The following is a 20,529-nucleotide window of genomic DNA, read 5'->3' as shown; positions in this document are numbered from 1 at the left end:
GCCACGCTGCGCGCCGTTTTTCCGGACTTGTTGCTGCAATGTATATCTTGTTGATCGGCTATCTGTATGTGATCGTGATGTTTGCCGCCGGTACGGGCGATCCGGCCAAGGCGGCGGTGTGGATCGTCCTGCTGGCGGTGTTGCCGACCTGGTTGTTCATCTGGATCAAGCGGCGTGGCCAGATCAATCGGCGCGCCAAGCAGCAGGAGCGAACCGAAGATGCGGCCCGCAAGGCTGCGGCGCTGGCAGCGGAGGAGGGCGCTAATCCTGCAGCCAGATCAGACTTGCCATCCGGCCGGTGATCTTGCTGCGGCGATAGGAGAAAAAGCGTTCCGCATCGTTGACGGTGCAGAAGCCCCCGCCATAAACGGCGGTAATGCCGATGGCTGCAAGTCGCTGGCGTGCCAGCAGATAGATGTCAGCCAGCCACTTGCCGGGCTGGGCGCCCGCGGCAAAGGCCTGCGCGGCTTCGGCCGCGTGTGCAACGAAGGCCGCGCGGACTTCCTCGCCCACTTCGAATGCCCGCGGCCCGATGGCCGGCCCCAGCCAGGCAAGCACTTCGTTGTGCTGCACCTGCATGGCAGCAACGGCTGCTTCAATCACACCGTCGTGCAGCCCGCGCCAGCCAGCGTGCGCTGCGGCCACAACGCTGCCGGCGCGGTCGCACAGCAGCACCGGCAGACAATCGGCGGTCATGATGGCGCAGGCGGCACCGGCTTCACGGCTGACGCAGGCATCAGCGTTGCAAGCTGATTTGTCGGCCGCGTTGGCCACCACGGTGCCGTGCACCTGATTCAGCCACTGCGGCTGCGCACCGATATAGGCTGCGATGGCGGCACGATTGGCGGCGACTGCCGCAGCGTCGTCGCCGACGTGATCGCCCAGATTGAGGCTGTCGTATGGTGGCAGGCTGATGCCGCCGCTACGCGTGGTGGCCAGCGCCCGCACGCGGGCCGGCGCCGGCCAGTCCGGCACGATCCAGTCGTGGCCGTCACTCGCGGACATAAATCACCTCGGTATCGCCATCGTCCTCGTCGTCCCAGTCGTCCTCGTCCCAGTCGTCATCCAGGCCGGCAGCGCTGCGCAGCACGTTGAGCAGGATGTCGAAGTCCTGCGGCAGTGGCGATTTCCACGTCATCGTCTTGCCGCTGGCCGGGTGGACCAGGCTGAGCTTCTTGGCGTGCAGCGCCTGGCGGGCGAAGTCCTCCAGCGCCATGTTCACTTCCGGCTCTTGCAGCTTGGGTCGGCCGCCGTAAACCGGGTCGGCTGCCAGCGGGTGGCCGATATGCGCCATGTGCACGCGGATCTGGTGCGTGCGGCCGGTTTCCAGCCGGCACTCCACCAGCGTATGTCCGGAGAGGTGCTCCAGCACGCGGTAGTGGGTGACGGCCGGCTTGCCGGTGCCGACCACGGCCATCTTGATGCGATCTTTGGGGTGGCGGCCTATCGGGGCATCCACCTTGCCATCGCGGCGCACTTCGCCCTGGACGATGGCAAAGTAATGGCGCTTTACCGAGCGCGCCTGCAACTGCTGCACCAGCAGGTTTTGTGCGGCCAAGGTGCGGGCCACCACCATCAGGCCGCTGGTGTCCTTGTCCAGCCGGTGCACGATGCCGGCACGCGGTACGCTTTTGAGTTCGGGATAGGCGTGCAGCAGGCCATTGAGCAAGGTGCCCGACCAGTTGCCGCTGCCGGGGTGCACCACCAAGCCGGGCGGCTTGTTGATGATGATGATGGTTTCATCTTCATGCAGCACGTCCAGATCCATCGCTTCGGGCTGAAAGGCCACCTCGTCCGGATTGGGCTGGATATCGACGCTGACGGTCTCGCCGCCCCAGAGTTTGTCCTTGGGGCTGCCGGGTTTGCCGTCCACCAGCACCAGGCCATCCTTGATCCAGGTGGTGAGCCGGCTGCGTGAATAATCCACCAGCAAGCAGGCCAATGCAGCGTCCAGCCGTTGTCCTGCGCATTCTGCCGGTATGGTCAGGACACGCGGCTCGGCGAAGTCGCTATAATCGTCGGGTTCAAAATCGGAATTCATCATGAAGCAGATTCTACCGCGATTCTTCCAGGCCTCTCTGCTCGCCGTGCTGATTGCAGGTTGCGCCGCGACGCCGAAGGATAACGACGAAACCAAGGGCTGGTCGGCGGAAAAGCTGTTTTCCGAAGCCAAGGCCGAGCAGGCATCGCGCAACTACGCGAAATCCATCCAGTTGTTCGAGAAGCTGGAAGCACGTTACCCCTATGGTAAATACGCGCAGCAGGCCCAGCTTGAAATCGCCTACGACCAGTACAAAGACAAGGAGCCGGTGTTGGCGCTGGCTGCCATTGACCGCTTTATCAAATCCAACCCGGCTCACCCAAGCATGGACTATGCGCTGTATCTGAAGGGCTTGGTGAGCTTTAATGAAGTACAGGGTTTTGGCTCTGCCGTGTTCCAGCAGGACATGTCCGAGCGTGACCCCAAAGCCGAGCGCGATTCGTATGAGGCGTTCCGCACGCTGATTGCGCGTTTCCCGGAAAGCCGCTATGCCGGCGATGCTGCTGCGCGCATGGATTACCTGATCGGGGCGCTGGCCAACTACGAGCTGCATGTGGCCAGGTATTACTATAGGCGCGGTGCTTATCTGGCCGCCGCCAACCGCGGCAAGGCGCTGATCGAGACCTATCCCAAGACCAAGCAGGTGGAGGGTGGACTTGGCATGATGGTTCTGGCCTACGATAAACTGGGTATGGATACCCTGCGTGACGATGCCAAGCGCGTTTTGCTGAAGAATTATCCAAAAACCCAGGTACTGGACGGTACGCTGCTGGAAGAAATGCCGTGGTGGCGTCCGTGGTAACTGGCTGATTTTAAAAGAACTGCAAAAAAAGTTTCAAAAAGTGCTTTACAAGGTTTTGGTTGCCCCCTATAGTGGCGATCTCTTTCGGGGGTATAGCTCAGTTGGGAGAGCGCTTGCATGGCATGCAAGAGGTCATCGGTTCGATCCCGTTTACCTCCACCAAAGATTCAAAGCCGACACCCAACAGTCGGCATGTTGTAGAAGTTGCAGTCCCCATCGTCTAGAGGCCTAGGACACCACCCTTTCACGGTGACTACCGGGGTTCGAATCCCCGTGGGGACGCCACTAGCAGTAAAGAGAAGTAACTGTGCACCCGTAGCTCAGTTGGATAGAGTATCTGGCTACGAACCAGAGGGTCGGGCGTTCGAATCGCTCCGGGTGCACCATTTTCTTCTCGACCTTTCCGGGTCCCCATCGTCTAGAGGCCTAGGACACCACCCTTTCACGGTGACTACCGGGGTTCGAATCCCCGTGGGGACGCCACCTTATACAAGGCGGCACGGCATCTTTGCAATAGAGGTGCCAAAACAAAAAGCCTGATGCATGTCATCAGGCTTTTTGCTTTTGCTTCCTGTCTGTCTGCATAGCCCCCACTCGTTGGATCCCCCTTGTCACGCATTCCCTGGTCTGCGATGCGTGCCGCATCGTTCTCGCCTCGTGCCGGATGTTATTTGCTGACATCTGATTGGCAGCCCGCGTGCAACACTGTTTGGTTTTAACTTGAACTTAATTGACGCATTGCCCTGATTCTGCTTAACTTTCTGCTGTTATTTTGTCAGCTTGGCATAATGCGGCAAATGTTGAGCCTGTGTGCTCGATTGCTTGCCGGCATCCTGAGTGAAACGGGGCCTGCGCGGCATGCTGCCGCTCGCATCGTTGTAGTTCCTTCATGGCTGCTGCTTGTCTACAGAAGCCAGCCCGACAAATACCGACAAGACAATACAGACTAAAGCCCGGAGCGGGGCAGCGGGGACGGAATGGGTGGCTTTTTGAGGACCAGCCTGAGAAATATGCTGGGTATGGTGCGTCTGCGTGGCGCAAGGTTGCCCAGCGGGCGAAATGGCAAATCCATGTTTGGTGCGATGTTAGGCAGCATCTGCCTGTTGTTGACGCTGCTTGGTTTGCCCGTACAGTCATGGGCGGCTTGCACATTGAACTGGACTGTCATCAATAGCACGGGTGTACAGCAGAGCTATACCCTGACTGCGGGGGAGACGCTCACATGCGATCCGACCAACGATGGCATTTACACCGGTACCTACCCGATTGACTCGGCAGTTACGCTTCCGAGTGGAGCCGGGACGATAGAGGCTGACAATACGCAGTATCCGTCCGATATCATTCTCTATAATCCGTCTTCGTCGAATTATGTCGGCAGCGTGACTACTACTCAGCTGCATAACATGAACAATCAGGTTATTACCCTTAACCTGCTCGTGGTCAAGCAACCGACCGTATCTTCGATCAGCCCCGCAAATGGTAGTGCAGCAGGTGGTACAAGTGTAACGATTTCGGGGACATACCTTTTTGGTGCTACCAGTGTAAAATTTGGTGCCACCAATGCCTCGTCCTTTAATGTGGACAGCGCAACACAGATTACTGCCACTGCGCCTGCCGGTTCGGGTACCGTAGACATCACCGTTACAAATGCTGCTGGTACATCAGTGACCCTTGCCGCAGATCAATTCACCTACGGCAATCCCCCTGTCGCCAATGCCGTCAGCACCACGGTGGCGCATGGCAGCTCCAGCAACAATGTGGCACTGAATATCACCGGCGGAGCCGCGGCCAGCGTGGCGGTCAGTGGGGCGGCCAGTCATGGCACTGCCACGGCCAGTGGTACCACGATCAGCTATACCCCAACGGCCTCCTATTCCGGCCCGGATTCATTTACCTACACGGCGACGAACGCTTCTGGTACCTCGTCGGCAGCAACGGTTACGGTCACCGTTTCGAATGCGACGGTGAGCTATGCGCCATCTTCGCCGGTGGCAGGTGCTGTGGCTGTAGCGTACAGTCAGTCGCTCGCTGGTGCGAGTGGTGGTACCGCAGCCTATAGTTACACGATCGCATCCGGCAGCCTGCCGGCAGGTGTGACGCTGGCCAGCAACGGTACCTTGTCGGGTACCCCCACGGCTGGCGGCACCTTCAACTTTTCCGTCACTGCAACCGATAGCAGTACCGGTACCGGGCCGTTCAGTGCGACCAGTGGCGCGTTGTCGCTGGTCATCGCTGCGCCAACCATTGCTTACGCGCCATCGAATCCGGCCGGTGGCACGGTTGCCGTGGCCTACAGCCAGTCGCTGGCTGGCGCTAGCGGCGGTACAGCGCCATATAGCTATGCGGTCACGGCCGGCAGTCTGCCGGCTGGCTTGTCGCTTGCGAGCAATGGCACGCTATCCGGAACGCCGACGGCTGGCGGTACATTCAACTTTACCGTGACCGCAACCGACAGCAGTACCGGCACTGGCCCGTATACCCAGAGCAGCGCTTCCTTGTCGCTGACGATTGCAGCGGCGACCATCAGCTATGCGCCATCCAACCCGGCGGCCGGTACCGCTGCGGTTGCGTACAGCCAGTCGCTGGCTGGCGCCAGCGGCGGCACGGCCCCTTATACCTATGCGGTCACTTCAGGCAGCCTGCCGGCTGGTTTGAGCCTTGCCAGCAACGGTACGCTGTCGGGTACTCCGACTGCGGCCGGTAATTTCAGCTTTGTCGTGACTGCTACGGACAGCAGTACTGGCACCGGCCCCTACACCCATAGCAGCAGCTTGCTGTCGCTGACGATTGGTGCGCCGACGATCTCGCTCAGCCCGGCATCGTTGACAGCAGCCACTGTGGGCAGCGCCACCAACCAGACCATCACTGCCAGCGGTGGCACCAGTACCTATACCTATGCGGTGACGGCTGGTTCCTTGCCGGCCGGGCTGTCCCTCTCGCCTGGCGGTGTGCTTTCTGGTACCCCTACCGCTGGCGGGACGTTCAATTTCACGGTGACTGCGACCGACAGCACAACCGGTACCGGCAGTCCGTTTACCGGCAGCCGTGCCTACTCACTGACCGTGAACGTGCCGACGATCAGCGTTGCGCCGGCTTCGCTCAGTGCAGTGGCAGCAGGGGCCGCCGTTAGTGGCAGCATCACCGCCAGTGGCGGGATCAGTACTTACAGTTATGCCGTTACCGCCGGCAGCTTGCCGCCGGGTGTCAGCCTGAGCGGCGCTGGCGTGCTGAGTGGCGCGGCAACGGCAGTGGGTACTTATAACTTCACTGTCACCGCAACAGACAGCTCGACCGGCACCGGCCCCTATACGGGCAGCCGTGCTTATGCATGGACTGTAAACGCGCCGACGCTGACCATCAGCCCGGTGTCTGGCAGCAATCTGTCCGGTTCGGCTTTGACAGCCTACAGCCAGGCCTTTGCGCCCAGCGGCGGCACCAGTCCATACACCTACGGTATCGTGATCAATTCAGGCTCGATGCCGACAGGGCTGAGTTTCTCCACCGGCACCGGCACGCTGTCGGGTACGCCGACAGCGGGTGGCACGGTCAATTTCACCGTGACCGCGACCGATGCAACGACCGGGGCCGGCGCGCCGTTCTCCGTGTCGGGCACTTACAACCTGACCATTGGTGCGCCGACGGTTGTGGTGGCGCCGGTGGGCGCGATTCCGAACCCGGCGATCGGTACGGCCTACAGCCAGACATTTACTGCAAGTGGTGCCAGCGCGCCGTATGGCTATGTGGTCAGTGCTGGTGCCTTGCCTGCCGGCCTGACGTTGTCCGCCGGCGGGGTGCTGTCGGGTACGCCGACTGCAGCTGGCACGTTCAACTTCACCGTGCAGGCGACGGATACCAATAATTTTGCCGGTACGCGTGCGTACTCCATCACGATTGCTGCGCCGACCATTGCCGTTGCACCGGCCTCGCTGCCCAATGGCAATACCAGCGTGGCATACAACCAGACCATCAGCGCCAGCGGTGGCACAGCGCCGTACAGCTTTGCGGTCACTGCTGGCAGCCTGCCGACCGGCTTGGCGCTGAACCCGACCACGGGTGCCATTACCGGTACGCCGAGTGCGGTCAATACCTTCAACTTCACCGTCACCGCGACTGACAGCACAACCGGTACGGGAGCGCCGTTCAGCGCGGCCAAGGCCTACACTGTCATTATCAGCATGCAACCGCCGGTTGCCGGCGCCAAGACGGCCAATACACTCAGCAACACGCCGGTGCAGATCGATCTTGCTCCGGTGATTACTGGCGGTGTGCCTGCCAGTATTGCGGTGGCTGCCGCGCCGGCACACGGCAATGCCGTGGTGGCCGGGCTCAAGGTCACTTATACCCCGACTGCAGGCTACTTCGGTACCGATAGCTTTACTTATACGGCGACCAACCTTGGCGGCACTTCGACAGCCGCGACGGTGACGATCACAGTAGCCTCGCCGCTGCCGCCGCCGGTAGTCAAGGAAGTCAGCGTGTCGGTGGATGCAGACAGCAGCAACAATGCAGTGCCGCTGAGCATTACCGGTACGGCAACCGGTGTGACCGTATCGTCGCCGGCCGGCCACGGCACTGCCACGGCCAGTGGTTTGACCATCAGCTATACGCCGACTGCGGGCTATGCAGGTACGGATACCTTTACCTATACCGCTTACAACGATGGTGGGGTGTCTGATCGCGCTATCGTCACCGTGACGATCAAACCCAAGCTGGCATTGCCGGTGGCTGGCAATACCAGCCTGATCATCGGCGCCAATAGCAAGGCCAATCCGGTTGCGCTGAGCTTGAGTGGTGGTGCGGCAAGCAGCGTTGCTATCGCGACAACACCGGCTCATGGCACGGTAACGGTCAGTGGCACGACGATCAGCTACACGCCGACAGATGGCTACGCCGGTGCCGACAGTTTTACCTATACCGCAAGCAATGCAGCTGGTACCTCGGCGCCCGCGACGGTTTCGATCAGCGTACTCGCCCTGCCGACTGCGGGTGCAGTGAGCCTGACCGTGGCAGCCAACAGCAAGGCCAACCCGGTTGCACTGGTTCTGGGGGGCGGTGCTGCCACCAGCGTGGCAGTGGCTGCTGCACCGGCACATGGTACGGTGACGGTCAGCGGTACGACGGCCAGCTATACCCCGGCCGATGGCTACTTTGGCGCCGACAGCTTTACCTACACTGCCAGCAATGCCGGCGGCACCTCGGCGCCGGCTACGGTCAGTGTCACCGTCTCGCCGCCGCCGCCGGTGGTGCACCCGGTGCACAGCAATGTATCGATCAACAGTGCGAACAACACCATCCAGTTGATTATTGATGGTGGCCCGGTCATCAGCGTGATCATCATCACGCAGCCCAAGCATGGCAAGGTGACCGTGCTGGGCCTGACCGGCACGCCAAACAAGTCTGGCGAAGTGCTTGGTGGCCCCAGCATTAGCTATACGCCGGATGCGGGTTACGTTGGCCCGGACAGCTTCACCTACACGGCCAGCAACGCGGCTGGGATGTCTGCTGCAGCGATGGTGACGCTGGATGTAACGCCACCACCACCGGTGCTGGGCAAGGTCAGTGGCGTGGTGCAGGCTGGCAAGTCGGTCACGCTGGATGTGGCGGCACAAGCCACGGGAGGCCCGTTTACCGCGCTGGTGATCGTGACGCCGCCGGCAGTGGGTAGCGCCACGGTGCAAGGCACTGGCATCGTTTACAACTCGCCAGCAGGTTTCAGCGGGGTGGTGAGCATTGTTTATGCGCTGAGCAACGCTTATGGCGCTTCGCAAGGCACGGCCACGGTCACTGTTGAAGGCCGTCCGGATCCGTCCAAGGATGCTGAAGTGACTGGCCTGCTGAGTGCGCAGGCCGATGCCTCGCGCCGTTTTGCCGATGCACAGGTCAACAACTTCAGCCGCCGCATGGAAAGTCTGCATGGCGATGGCTGGGGCGAATCGAGCTTTGGTCTGAGTATTGCGCCTATCGGCACTGGCCCGAACCGGGTCGCCAAGGATGAGACGGCGCCCAAGCCTGTGGTAGCTGCTGGGACCGATCGTGCTGCGCGCCGCCTTGCCGCCAAAGCACAGGCAGCTGACGAGGCCGATGGCAAGGATGCCGGCGACAAGCTGGCCAGCAACGATGACCGCCGCGAGCTGGGCTTCTGGGTGGGCGGCAACGTCGACTTCGGCCAGCGCAACGGCACCGGTAATACGCAGCAGGGCTACAGCTTCCATACTGATGGCGTGAGCCTCGGGGCGGACTACCGCTTCAGCAAGCAGTTATCGCTGGGCGTTGGCGCGGGCTTTGGCCGCGACGTCAGCGATGTGGGCAGCAACGGCAGCAAGAGCAAGGCCACCAACAACGTGCTGGCGCTGTATGGCACGCTGCGTCCGGCCGACAAGTTCTATGTTGACGGCCTGCTGGGCTACAGCCAGCTCAATTTCGACCTGAACCGCTACCAGACGGGCAGCAGCAGCTATGCCACCGGTTCGCGCAATGGCCGCCAGTTCTTCGGCGCGCTGATCGCGGGGTACGAGTTCCAGGGTGAAAACTGGCTGCTGTCGCCGTATGGTCGCCTGGATGGCTCCAGCACCACGCTGGACAGCTATACCGAAACGGCCACCGTCAATGCACTGCACTACGAAGAGCAGACACTGCGCAGCAGCTCGGCATCGCTGGGTCTGCGTCTGGAAGGCAAGTATGACGTGGGTTTTGGCAAGCTGGTGCCGCGTGCCCGTATCGAATTCCGCCACCACTTCGATGGTGCGGATACTGCCGATCTGCGTTACGCCGATCTGGGCAACACCGGTCTGCTGTATTCGGTCAGCCCGGCGCAGACGCAGCGTGACCAGTGGCTGCTGGAGCTGGGCAGCAAGCTGTTGCTGTGGCGTGATCTGAGCCTGTCGCTCGATTATGCCGGCGGCCTGAACAACAGCAGCGGTTACAGCCACAGCGTGCGTGCTGCGCTTGAGTTCCGCTTCTAGGCAAGATGGGCTGGTTGCTTGAGTGGCAGCCAGCATGCAAAACGGCCCGCCGATTTGATCGGCGGGCCGTTTTCTTTTAGGGATCCAGAGTGATCGCGATCAGCCCTGCGGCAGTGCCACGCCATCCAGATACACACTCAGCATGTGCTGGATGATCTCGTCGTTGTTCATCTTGCTGTACAGGCGCAGATAGTCCACTGCCGGGTCGCAGGTCCGTGCGTAATAGCTGAACAGGATCACGTCGTCGGGCAGGTCCATGCGTAGCTCGCCCGCCTTCTTGCCGGCCTGGACGATTTTTTCCAGTTGGCCGTTCAATTTGAGTACGCGGGTGACATAACGCAGGTTGCGCGTGAGCATGTCGCGCACCTGCGGGCTGGTTGACGGCAAAAAGGGCAGGCCGCCATCCAGCCGCACCCGCATGGCCCATTCCAGCAACGCCACCAGCTTGCGTGTCGGCGCATGCTCGCGCGGCAGCGCATCCAGAAAGGTCTGTGCACCGTCCAGCAGCCGGATCATTGCCTCGGCCACCAGATCATCCTTGGACTTGAAATGCTTGTAGAGGCTGGGCTTGGACAGCCCCACCTCCAGCGCCACATCGTCCATGGTCATCAGGTCAAAGCCCTTGCTGGCCAGGATGCGTGTGGCGGCATCAAGGATGGCATCTTCGCGCAGCTTGAAGGCTTGGTCCTTGAAGCTCAGTTTGCTCAAAATACTCATTGGTAATTTTGTTTACTGTGTGGTAGATTTTTTAACAGAGTGGTTAACCGAAATCTTAGCACCGGATTGCGGCCCTGTCTTGCTGATGTCTCATCCATGCGGCAGACAGGTTGTATTTGCGGTGCCAAGCCAAAAGGACCGGCGAAGTGAAGATTGCAGTACAGGGCATTGAAAAACGTAGCGACATGCCACCGGGCCTGCGGGTCGCCGTGGTGGGGGCTGGCATCGCCGGATTGGCCAGTGCCTATCTGCTGGCACGTCGGCATCAGGTCACACTGTTTGAAAATGCTGCCTACCTTGGTGGTCACGCCAATACCGTGGACATCACGCTCGACGGCATCACCGGACCGGTGGATACCGGCTTTCTGGTCTTCAATGATCGTACCTACCCCAACCTGATTGCATTGTTTGCCGAGCTGGGCGTGGCATCGCACGCCACCGACATGTCATTCGCGGTGAGCATGGACGACGGGCGGCTGGAATGGGCCGGTACCAATCTGGATACCGTGTTTGCTCAACGCAGCAACCTGCTGTCGCCGCGCTTCCTGCGCATGCTGCGCGACATCCTGCGTTTCAACGCGGCGGCGCCAGCCTATCTGGCCGCCGCCCAAGGTACGGCGCAGACGCTGGGGCAGCTGCTGGAGGCGGGCAACTATTCCGCCGCCTTCCGCGATCTGTATCTACTGCCCATGGCGGCCGCCATCTGGTCCAGTGCACCGAAAGACATCCTGCGCTTTCCCGCGCAGACCTTTTTGCAGTTCTGCATCAACCACGCCCTGCTGCAGGTCAACAACCGGCCGCAATGGCGCTCAGTGCTGGGCGGCGGGCGCGAGTATGTACGCCGTATCGCCGCCACCTTGCCGGATGTGCGGCTGAATGCGGGTGTGCATGCCGTGTTGCGCGACCAACAAGGGGCCAGCATACGCAGCAACGCCGGCGTGGAGCACTTCGACGCGGTCATTATGGCCACGCATGCGCCAAGCAGCCTGGGCCTGCTGCACGACGCCGACGGTGACGAAGCCGCCTTGCTGGAGTCCGTGCGCTACCAGCCCAATACCGCAGTGCTGCACACCGATATCAGCCTGCTGCCGCGTCGCCAGAAAGTCTGGTCTGCTTGGAACTATCTGGGTGGGCAGGCGCAGGACGGGCAGCGCCCTGTCTGCGTGAGCTATCTGCTCAACCGCCTGCAACAGTTGCCTTTCAAAACGCCGGTGGTGGTCACGCTCAATCCCTACACCCAACCAGCCGAGCACTCGGTACTGGCGCGCTTCGACTACGAACATCCCTTGCTTGACCAGGCCGCCATTGCTGCCCAGCAACGGCTGCCGCAACTGCAAGGCCACCGGCAGACTTGGCATGCCGGTGCATGGACCGGCTACGGCTTTCATGAAGACGGCCTCAAGTCGGCGCTGCGCGTTGCCGCCGATTTTGGCGTATTGCCGGATTGGGCGGCCCTATGAGCCAGCCCGCGCTGCAAGCCGCTGCGGAACTCATCGTCGGGCAGGTGATGCACGAGCGGCTGCGCCCGGTGCGCAATCGTTTTGTTTACCCGGTGTTCCATGTGCGGCTTGATCTGGCGCGGCTGGGTGAAACCGGCAGCCGCTGGTTCGGCATCGACTGCTGGCGACCGCTCAGCCTGCGCACCGCAGATTACGGCCCACGCGACGGCAGCGATTTGCAGCAATGGATGCGCAGTCTGTTGCGTGATGCCGGGTTGCCAGCCGATGGCGCCATCCACCTGCAGACCATGCCGCGCCTGTTCGGTTACGTGTTCAACCCGGTCAGCTTCTGGTACTGCCACGATGCACAGGGCGCCTTGCGCGCCGTGCTGGCCGAAGTCAACAACACCTTCGGCGAACACCACCGCTATCTGCTGGCCGCGGCCGACGGCGGCGAGATCGCCGGGGACACGGTGCTGGCTTGCCGCAAGACTTTTCACGTTTCGCCGTTCTGCAGTATCGAGGGCGGCTATCAGTTCCATTTCCGTGATCAAGGCAGCACGCGCCATGTGGGTATCGATTACGCCGACGCCCAGGGCTTGCTGCTGAAAACCGCCATCGGCGGGCATGGCGCGCCATTCAGCCCGGCGTTGCTGCGCCGGGTATTGCTGCGTCAGCCGCTGCTCGCGCTGGGCGTGATTGCCCGCATCCACTGGCAGGCCTTGCGCCTGTGGTGCAAGCGTGTCCCCTTCCATCGCAAGCCAGCGCCACCCGGCCATGCCGTGACGACCGGCACCGTACAGAACAACGCAGGAGAATGACCATGACCGACACCACTCTGGCCGGCCTGCCGCCCAGCGCCCCTGCTGCGGCAAGGCTGTTTTATACGCTGCTGCGCAATCTGCGCGTGGGCCATCTGCAACTGATCTCACCGCTGGGGGATCGCCAGTTGTTCGGCGATGCGCACAGCGCCCCCGGCGCCGAGCTGCGTCTGAACGACTGGCGCGCCTGCGCGCGCATCTTGTCGGCGGGGGATATCGGCTTTGCCGAGGCCTATCGCGCCGGCTGGGTGGACAGCCCCGATCTGGCTGCACTATTGCGGCTGGCGCTGCAGAACGAGGATGCGCTGGAGCGCGCGCTGTTCGGTGGCCGGCTCAGCCGCTTGTGGTTCCGCATCAAGCACTGGCTACGGCCCAATACCCGTGAGGGCAGCGCGCGCAATATCCATGCGCACTACGATATCGGCAACGATTTCTACCGGCTATGGCTGGACGAATCGTGGACCTATTCCAGCGCGCTGTTCGGCGGTGAGCTGTCGCAATCGCTGGCGCAGGCTCAGGCCGCCAAGTACCAGCGCATCATCGACGTGCTTGGCCTCACGCCCGGCCAGCAGGTGCTGGAAATCGGCTGTGGCTGGGGCGGCTTTGCGCTGCATGCGGCGCAGCAGGGCATACACGTGCATGGTGTGACCATCTCGCCAGCCCAGCTGGAAATCGCCCGCATGCGCGTCGCCGCCGCCCAGCTTGGCCGGCAGGCTTTCCTCGAGCTGCGTGATTACCGCGATCTGGCCGGCGAATTCGATGCGGTGGTGTCGATCGAAATGTTCGAGGCGGTGGGCGAGCGCTTCTGGCCCGGCTATTTCGAGGTATTGCGCCGCGTGCTCAAGCCTGGTGGCAAGGCGCTGGTGCAGTCGATCACCATTGCCGATGACCGTTTCGAGCGCTATCGCAGCGGCAGCGACTTCATCCAGCAATACATCTTTCCGGGCGGCATGCTGCCCAGCCCGGCGCGCTTTGCTGCAGTGGCGCGCCAGGGAGGTCTGGCTGTGCAGGATGAATACGCCTTCGGTCCCGACTACGCCGAAACCTTGCGCCGCTGGCGCAGCGCCTTCGAGGCTGCGCGCCCGGCTATACAGGCGCAGGGTTTTGACGACGCCTTCATCCGTATCTGGCGGCTGTACCTCGCCTACTGCGAGGCTGGTTTCGACGAAGGCCGTACCGATGTGATGCAGTTCCTGCTGGCGCGGGGCGGCTGACATGCGTTGGCTGGCCTGTCTGCTCTGCGTGCTGCTGGTCAGCACCGTCGCCAGCGCTGGCTGGCAGGATGAACTGCGCAAGCCGCAACTGGTGGGCGAGGGTGATTTCCGCTACTTCGGCTTTCGCATCTACAGCGCCCGCCTGTGGACCGATGCTGCCAGTACGCCAGCCATGCTGGACGGGGCGAGCCCGTTTGCGCTCGAGCTGACCTATCACCGCGATATCTCGCGTGACCGTTTTGTCTCGACCAGTGTCGATGAAATGCGCCGCATTTTCGGCAAGCAGATCGGGCCGGCACAGCTGGAGCGCTGGCAAACCTTGATGCAGCAAGCCTTTATCGACGTAAAGGCCGGTGAGCAATTGATCGGGCTGTATCTACCCGGCAAGGGCTGCCGTTTTTACAGCGCGCAGCGTGAGCTGGCCGATATCGCCGACCCGGCATTTGCCCGCGCCTTCTTCGCCATCTGGCTGGATGAAAAAACGCGCGATCCGGCCTTGCGCCGCCGCCTGCTGGGTGAGGGGAAATGATGCCCCGGCATGGCTCGCTGGCCGCCTATGGCATGCTTGGCATGCCGCTGGCCATGGCGGCGCTGCCGGTCTATGTGCAGGCCCCCGCCTATTACGCCAGTCAGCTGGGCATGGCGCTGTCGACTACCGGCGCGGTGCTGTTTTTCGCGCGCCTGGTCGATACGGCGCAAGACCCGTGGCTGGGGCGCTGGATAGATCACGCGGTGCAGCAGGGGCGGCTGGCATGGCTGCTGGGCAATGCGGCCATCGTGCTGGCGCTGGCGTTTGCCGGTTTGTGGCTGCCGCCGGTGCGGGGTGGTGCATTGGTGGTCTGGCTGGCGTTCATGCTGATTCTTACCTATGTCGCGCACAGCCTGATCAACATCGCCTATCTGGCCTGGGGCGCTAGGCTGGGCCAGTCTGCCGGCCCGCTCACAAAGGCTGCCGCGTGGCGCGAGGCGGCTGGGTTGCTGGGCGTGGTGCTGGCCAGCGTGCTGCCGGTATGGTTGATGCGTAACCCCCGATTTGCCGCCCACACCGGCATGACGGCCTATGCGCTGTTGTTTGCGGTCTTGCTGTTGCTGGGCTTGTGGCTGCTCTTCAGGCGGGCGCCAGCGTGGCACGTGCACGGCGTGCAGCAGCCATCGTGGCACCGTGCGTGGCGCAACCGCGCATTCCGGCGCCTGCTGTGGCCGTATTTCCTCAATGCGCTGTCGGTGTCCATTCCGGCCACCCTTGCCATGTTCTTCATTGCCGACAGGATTGCCGCACCGGGCTGGAGCGGCATTTTCCTGGGGGTGTATTTCCTGGCCGGTGCGGCCGGCCTGCCCGCGTGGGCATGGCTGGCTGACCGTATCGGCGTAGTGGCTGCCTGGCGGCATGGCATGCTGCTGGCGGTGGTCGCCTTTGTCTGGGCGGCGATGCTGGGCAGCGGCGACAGCGTACCTTATCTGCTGGTGTGCGCACTGGCAGGGCTGACGCTGGGTGCCGATCTCGCCCTGCCACCGGTCTTGCTGGCGCAACGCATTCCACCCGGCGAGCCGCCGGCCGGCTACTACGGCGTGTGGACCATGCTGGGCAAGCTGGCACTGGCCTTGTCCGGGTTGATGTTGCCGCTGCTGGCGCAGCTGGGCTACCAGCCCGGTCTGGGCGACGGACGCGCAGGGATGGCACTGGCGGTGTGCTATGCCGGGCTGCCCTGCGTGATCAAGCTGCTGGCCTTGTTTGTATTGCGTGGCATCGATGATGCCGGCAAGGAGGATGTGCGATGAAACCGAAGTGGATGTTGTCGGCCTGTGCGTTACTGCTGGGTTGTGCCGGGCCGGATGTGCAGCACTACCGCAACGAGCAGCCGGTGTTCGACCCGGTGCGCTATTTCAGCGGCAAGACCGAGGGCTGGGGCATGTTCCAGAAACGCAGCGGCGAGGTGGTCAAGCGCTTCCATGTGCAGATAGCCGGCCGTAGCGAGCAGGGGCGTTTGATCCTCGACGAGCATTTCGTTTACAGCGATGGCAGCACCCAGCAGCGCGTATGGACGCTCTCCCGGCAGCCCGATGGCAGTTGGCGCGGCACGGCGGGCGATGTGGTCGGCGAGGCAGTGGGCCAACTGGCCGGCAATGCGCTGCACTGGCGCTATACCCTGCGCCTGCCGGTGGACGACAACGTGTACGACGTGCAGATGGATGACTGGATGTATTTGCAGGACGATACGACGCTGATCAACCGTACCAGCATGAGCAAGCTTGGCTTCGAGCTGGGTCAGGTCACGCTGTTCTTTCGCAAGCTGCAGTGAGGTGCGCCATGCACGGAATCTTCCCCTCTCTCAATCCGCCGCTGCGTGACTGGCGCGACCGGCGCGTGTGGCTGATTGGTGCATCCAGCGGCATCGGCGCTGCCCTTGCGCAAGCGTTGCTGGCGCGTGGCGCACGCGTGGCGCTGTCGGCACGCAATCAGGCTGCGCTGGATGAAATGGCCGTGGGCCGGCCACAGGTGCTGGTGTTGCCCATGGACGCCACCGACCCTGCCGCTTGGGGGGCTGCCAATGCCATTCTGCAGGCCAACTGGGGCGGCATCGATCTGGTGGTGTTCTGCGCCGCCGAATACCGGCCCGAGCGCGCATGGGAAATCGACAGCGACCACGTGCACCACACCTTGAGCGTCAACCTCGCCAGCGTGTATTACGGGCTGGAAGCCATTCTGCCCACGCTGATCGCACAGCAGCACGGCAGCATTGCGCTGGTGGCCAGCGTGGCCGGCTATATGGGCCTGCCGGGGGCGACGGTATACGGCCCCAGCAAGGCTGCGCTGATCAACCTGGCCGAGCTGCTGTATTGCGACCTCAAGCCACGCGGCATAGGCGTATTCCTGATCAACCCCGGTTTTGTGAAAACCCGCCTGACTGCCCGCAACCGCTTCACCATGCCGGCCCTGCTGACGCCTGAACAGGCCGCCGAGGCCATCCTGGCAGGCCTTGCCCGTGGCCGCTTCGAAATCGACTTTCCGCGCCGCTTTACCGCCATACTGCAGCTGCTGCGCCTGCTGCCGTACCGCTGGCGTTTTTACCTGCTCAACCGCACGCTGAATCTGCCATGACCTGCCTTGATGCCCTGTTGGACTGGTACACCACGCTCACCCCTGCCACCTTGGTACAGGTTGATCAGTTCTATGCCCCGCAGGCGCGCTTCAAGGACCCGTTCAATGACGTCAGCGGCGTGGTGGCGATACGGCGTTTGTTCGAGCACATGTTCGACACCACCGACAACCCGCGCTTCGTGATGCTGGAGCGCATCGAGCAGGGCACGCAAGCCTTTGTGACGTGGGAGTTCCACTTTGCGCTCAAGGGCAGAACCTACACGGTGCTGGGTGGTAGCCACCTGCGCTTTGATGCCGACGGCTTGGTGATCGACCACCGCGATTACTGGGATGCCGCCGAGGAGCTGTTCCAGAAACTGCCCGTCATCGGCGGCCCGGTACGCTGGCTGCGGCGGCAGTTTGCGGTGAAGCCCTCGTAGCGTTCAGTGGCGATAACTTTCATCGTAGGGATACTTGCCTGCCTTGCCCAGCCAGGGGGTAAGCTCGGTCAGCGAGATCGGACTGGCGATGAATTGCTCGTTGATCGGATGAGTAACACCGCAGTCGCTGTCGTGCACTGAACGTGCAGCGGACATTTCTCCACGGATGGCCACTTTCAGACGACGACTGCGTGCATCCAGTACAACCTGGCCTGATGCGAGCTGGAATGAGCAGGCATCGTGGGGCCACGCCGAGCCGCCACTGGTTTCGATCGCCAGCAGCAGTGGCCCGGCCGGGAGTGTTTGCACGCTGCCAAACTTGAGGGGTGGCACCACGATGGTCAGTTTGCGAAAGCCCGCGCTATCGGTCCACAGTGGCGAGCCGGCCTGGTACTGGCGATAGCCGATCACCCAGCGCTGCCCGCTGGTGATACGGTGGGCAAACACGCTACTGTAAGCTCGGCTGAGGTCAAACCCGGCGGTGCCGCCGCCGGCCTGATCCAGCAAACGGGCGCGCGTTTGCAGGTAGTTGCGGTCGGCCAGATCGGCTTGGGTGAGGTAGAACGCGTCGGCGCGCGGCCAGTAGCGCCAGGCCAGCAGGGCGGCAAGGCATAGCAGCAGCGCGAGCACAATGCGCCCGACGCTGAGGGCAATGCGCCAAATCAATCGCAGCATGCGACGCTGCCTCGGGTTTGCTTGCGGCAGAACATGGCAGGGTGCCTGGCAGGCTCAACGGGCAAGGTTGGATCCGAGGATTCCCTTGCCCATCAAGCTGGCTTTGCCGTTTAACCGCGCAGCACGCGGCCAAACAGCCCCAGTGCCAGGTTATAGCCGGTCTGCGCCAGTTGCGGGTCGTAGCGCTCGCCTTCGTCGCGCATGAAGGCATGCTGGCCGTTGAACTCGTGCCAGGTGAAGTTGAGTTCGGCGCTGGCCAGTTTGCGATAGACCTCGGCGCGGCCAGCGGCGGGGATGTGCGGGTCTTGCTTGCCCCAGATCATCAACAGCTCGCCCTTCAGGTCGTCCAGGCGCTCCATGCTGTGCTGGCCCGGCGCATTCGGGATGGTGTGGTTGTGCAGGTCGGTGGCGTAGAAGCAGGCGGTGGCCTTGATCTCGGGCTGCAGCGCGGCGCGGAAGGCCAGGTGGCCGCCAATGCAGAAACCCATGGCGCCGAACTGGCCATTGCTCCATTGCTGTTGCGCCGCCCAGTCCAGCATGGCGCGGTTGTCGCCGTCGTAGTCGGTGACCGGCTTGGCGGCCTTGTCGGCGTTGCCCTTGTCGCGGCCGTAGTTGTCATAGGCCAGCACGGTGCCGATGGGGTTCAGTTCGTGGAATACCTCGGGCACCAGCACGGCATAACCGTGGCCGGCCAGCAGCCGCGCTGCGCGTTCGATCGGGCCGGTCTGCTGGAAGATTTCCGAATAGAACAGGATGACCGGGTATTTGCCGCCGTCTGCCGGGCGATGCACATAGGTGCGCATGGTGCCGGTGGGCGTGGTCAGATCGACGTGCTGGCTCTGGATAAGCATGGGCGGATGTCCCTGATGTAATGGTGACGCAAGTGTAGCGCGTGATTATGGCCGACGCGTGATGCTTTGCCCATGCGCCGGTCACCCGACTGCCGGCAACAGACCCTTGATGAGCAGCCCGGCCAGCGCACAGGCACCAATCACGTGGATCACGTTGCGCTTGTAGCGGAACAGCGCCACCGCCGCGCCGAGTGCGATCAGCGCCGATGGCCAGTCGAAGTAACCGTGCCAGCCCAGCGGCCACAGCACGTGGTAGCCGAAGAACAGCGCCAGATTGACGATGACACCGACCACGGCAGCGGTAATGGCGGTGAGCGGTGCAGTGAATTTCAGGTCGCCATGCGTGGCCTCCACCAACGGGCCGCCAGCCAGAATGAACACAAAGGACGGCAAGAAGGTAAACCACGTTACCAGCGCTGCGCCGAGCGCGCCGGCCACGAACAGTGCATCCGGCCCCAGCAGCGCATGGGTATAGGCACCGATGAAGCCGACAAAGGCCACCACCATGATCAGCGGCCCCGGTGTGGTTTCACCCAGCGCCAGCCCGTCCACCATCTGCGTGGGGCTTAGCCAGCCATAGTGGCTGACGGCGCCCTGATACACATAGGGCAGCACTGCATAGGCGCCGCCAAAGGTCAGCAAGGCGGCCTTGCTGAAGAACCAGCCCATTTGCGTATAGCTGCCCTCCCACCCGTCGATGGCCAACAGGGCGCCCATGGGCAGCAGCCACAGCAGCAGGCCCACAGCCAGCACGCCCAATAGCCGGCCCCAGCCAAAGCGCGCATGTGCCGGGGGCGGGGTGCCGTCGTCGATCAGCGCCGGGCCATAGCTGGCTTGTGCCTTGCCGTGGCCGCCGCTGCCAGCGAAGTAGCCGGGGGCGTAACGGCCACCCAGCCAGCCCAGTAGTGCTGCCACGGCCACAATGAGCGGGAACGGCGCCTTCAGCACAAAGATGGCGACGAAGGCGGCAGCGGCAATGGCCCACAGCACGCGGTTTTTCAGCGCCCGCCCGCCGATACGGTGCGCCGCATGGACGACGATGGCGGTGACGGCGGGCTTGATGCCGTAAAACAGTCCGGCCACCCAGTCCACCTGGCCAAAGGCGATATAGACCCATGACAATGCGATCAGGATGAACAGCGACGGCAGCACGAACAGGATGCCCGCAGTCAGCCCGCCGCGCGTGCGGTGCATCAGCCAGCCGATATAGGTGGCGAGCTGCTGTGCCTCCGGCCCCGGCAGCACCATGCAGTAGTTGAGTGCGTGCAAAAAGCGCCGCTCGGAAATCCAGCGCCGGCGCTCGACCAGCTCCTGATGCATGATGGCGATCTGCCCGGCCGGCCCGCCAAAGCTGATGAAACCGAGCTTGAGCCAGAACAGCAGCGCTTGCCAGTAGCTGATGGTTGCGGGTGGTTGTGCGGGAAGATCGCGTTGCATGATGGCGTCATGGGGTGAAAGTCCGTGCCAGTTTAGCAGGGCAAGGCGCCT

General features: G+C 62.6%; 17 protein-coding genes and 4 tRNA genes. 15 read left to right on the top strand and 6 right to left on the bottom strand.

From position 1 onward, the window contains the following. Positions 1-38 precede the first annotated feature (38 nt). The gene (locus tag B9A19_RS11980) at positions 39-302 is read left to right on the top strand and encodes a hypothetical protein (protein ID WP_139798802.1); all 264 of its coding nucleotides are present in this window, start codon (positions 39-41) and stop codon (positions 300-302) included. Here B9A19_RS11980 and pgeF read toward each other — a convergent pair. Beyond that, positions 262-1,005 (bottom strand): peptidoglycan editing factor PgeF, encoded by a 744-nt coding sequence (pgeF, locus tag B9A19_RS11975; RefSeq protein WP_084091034.1) that lies wholly within the window; start codon positions 1,003-1,005, stop codon positions 262-264. The two genes, B9A19_RS11980 and pgeF, sit on opposite strands and share 41 nt — an antisense overlap. Continuing rightward, entirely contained in the window at positions 992-2,044 is a 1,053-nt protein-coding gene (gene rluD / locus B9A19_RS11970) for a 23S rRNA pseudouridine(1911/1915/1917) synthase RluD (protein ID WP_084091033.1), read from the bottom strand. Before rluD ends, pgeF begins: the two co-directional genes overlap by 14 nt. Between rluD and B9A19_RS11965 the strand changes: the two genes are divergently transcribed. From B9A19_RS11965 to B9A19_RS11940, 6 genes are all read left to right on the top strand, one after another. Continuing rightward, positions 2,043-2,843: an outer membrane protein assembly factor BamD gene (locus tag B9A19_RS11965; protein WP_084091032.1), complete on the top strand. Its 801-nt coding sequence runs from the start codon at positions 2,043-2,045 to the stop codon at positions 2,841-2,843. The two genes, rluD and B9A19_RS11965, sit on opposite strands and share 2 nt — an antisense overlap. A gap of 86 nt (positions 2,844-2,929) precedes the next feature. Next, positions 2,930-3,005, top strand: a tRNA-Ala gene (locus B9A19_RS11960). A gap of 47 nt (positions 3,006-3,052) precedes the next feature. Beyond that, a tRNA-Glu gene (locus B9A19_RS11955) sits at positions 3,053-3,128 on the top strand. Positions 3,129-3,152: 24 nt separating this feature from the next. After that, positions 3,153-3,229: transfer RNA gene (locus B9A19_RS11950), tRNA-Arg, on the top strand. Between the two features lie 21 nt (positions 3,230-3,250). Continuing rightward, positions 3,251-3,326 (top strand) — tRNA-Glu (locus B9A19_RS11945). 494 nt (positions 3,327-3,820) lie between these two features. Then, the gene (locus tag B9A19_RS11940) at positions 3,821-9,805 is read left to right on the top strand and encodes a putative Ig domain-containing protein (RefSeq protein ID WP_084091031.1); all 5,985 of its coding nucleotides are present in this window, start codon (positions 3,821-3,823) and stop codon (positions 9,803-9,805) included. Between the two features lie 99 nt (positions 9,806-9,904). On the opposite strand, the gene B9A19_RS11935 is transcribed toward B9A19_RS11940, so the two are convergent. After that, positions 9,905-10,522 carry a TetR/AcrR family transcriptional regulator gene (locus B9A19_RS11935; protein ID WP_084091030.1) on the bottom strand — a complete coding sequence of 206 codons (618 nt, stop codon included), beginning with the start codon at positions 10,520-10,522 and terminating at the stop codon, positions 9,905-9,907. A gap of 146 nt (positions 10,523-10,668) precedes the next feature. Here B9A19_RS11935 and B9A19_RS11930 point away from each other — a divergent pair, with 146 nt between their 5' ends. From B9A19_RS11930 to B9A19_RS11895, 8 genes are read left to right on the top strand one after another with little or no spacing between them, the layout of a single operon-like run. Further along, complete coding sequence (locus B9A19_RS11930) at positions 10,669-11,982, top strand: NAD(P)/FAD-dependent oxidoreductase (protein WP_245804331.1); 1,314 nt, start codon at positions 10,669-10,671, stop codon at positions 11,980-11,982. After that, positions 11,979-12,782, top strand: coding sequence for a DUF1365 domain-containing protein (locus tag B9A19_RS11925; protein WP_084091028.1), 804 nt, complete (start codon positions 11,979-11,981; stop codon positions 12,780-12,782). Before B9A19_RS11930 ends, B9A19_RS11925 begins: the two co-directional genes overlap by 4 nt. Positions 12,783-12,784: 2 nt before the next feature. After that, positions 12,785-13,996, top strand: a complete 1,212-nt coding sequence (locus tag B9A19_RS11920) for an SAM-dependent methyltransferase (protein WP_245804330.1) — start codon at positions 12,785-12,787, stop codon at positions 13,994-13,996. A 1-nt stretch (position 13,997) separates the two neighbouring features. After that, on the top strand, positions 13,998-14,525 hold the full coding sequence (locus B9A19_RS11915) for a chalcone isomerase family protein (protein WP_084091026.1): 528 nt from the start codon (positions 13,998-14,000) through the stop codon (positions 14,523-14,525). After that, positions 14,522-15,775 carry an MFS transporter gene (locus B9A19_RS11910; RefSeq protein ID WP_084091025.1) on the top strand — a complete coding sequence of 418 codons (1,254 nt, stop codon included), beginning with the start codon at positions 14,522-14,524 and terminating at the stop codon, positions 15,773-15,775. The genes B9A19_RS11915 and B9A19_RS11910 overlap by 4 nt, the downstream gene beginning before the upstream one ends. Continuing rightward, positions 15,772-16,296: a DUF3833 domain-containing protein gene (locus B9A19_RS11905; RefSeq protein ID WP_084091024.1), complete on the top strand. Its 525-nt coding sequence runs from the start codon at positions 15,772-15,774 to the stop codon at positions 16,294-16,296. Before B9A19_RS11910 ends, B9A19_RS11905 begins: the two co-directional genes overlap by 4 nt. Positions 16,297-16,304: 8 nt before the next feature. Then, positions 16,305-17,096, top strand: coding sequence for an SDR family NAD(P)-dependent oxidoreductase (locus B9A19_RS11900; protein ID WP_084091023.1), 792 nt, complete (start codon positions 16,305-16,307; stop codon positions 17,094-17,096). Beyond that, positions 17,093-17,515, top strand: coding sequence for a nuclear transport factor 2 family protein (locus B9A19_RS11895; protein WP_084091022.1), 423 nt, complete (start codon positions 17,093-17,095; stop codon positions 17,513-17,515). Before B9A19_RS11900 ends, B9A19_RS11895 begins: the two co-directional genes overlap by 4 nt. A gap of 3 nt (positions 17,516-17,518) precedes the next feature. Here B9A19_RS11895 and B9A19_RS11890 read toward each other — a convergent pair whose 3' ends face one another. The 3 genes from B9A19_RS11890 to chrA all read right to left on the bottom strand — a co-directional run bounded on the left by B9A19_RS11890 (position 17,519) and on the right by chrA (position 20,478). Continuing rightward, positions 17,519-18,190, bottom strand: a complete 672-nt coding sequence (locus B9A19_RS11890) for a hypothetical protein (RefSeq protein ID WP_084091021.1) — start codon at positions 18,188-18,190, stop codon at positions 17,519-17,521. Positions 18,191-18,300: 110 nt separating this feature from the next. Continuing rightward, positions 18,301-19,041 carry a dienelactone hydrolase family protein gene (locus B9A19_RS11885; RefSeq protein WP_084091020.1) on the bottom strand — a complete coding sequence of 247 codons (741 nt, stop codon included), beginning with the start codon at positions 19,039-19,041 and terminating at the stop codon, positions 18,301-18,303. An 81-nt stretch (positions 19,042-19,122) separates the two neighbouring features. Next, the gene (chrA, locus tag B9A19_RS11880; RefSeq protein WP_084091019.1) at positions 19,123-20,478 is read right to left on the bottom strand and encodes a chromate efflux transporter; all 1,356 of its coding nucleotides are present in this window, start codon (positions 20,476-20,478) and stop codon (positions 19,123-19,125) included. Positions 20,479-20,529: the final 51 nt, after the last annotated feature.

It is taken from the genome of Andreprevotia lacus DSM 23236 (genome assembly GCF_900176275.1).
Taxonomy (GTDB): Bacteria; Pseudomonadota; Gammaproteobacteria; order Burkholderiales; family Chitinibacteraceae; genus Andreprevotia; species Andreprevotia lacus.
This window is presented reverse-complemented; position numbering and strand designations above follow the sequence as displayed.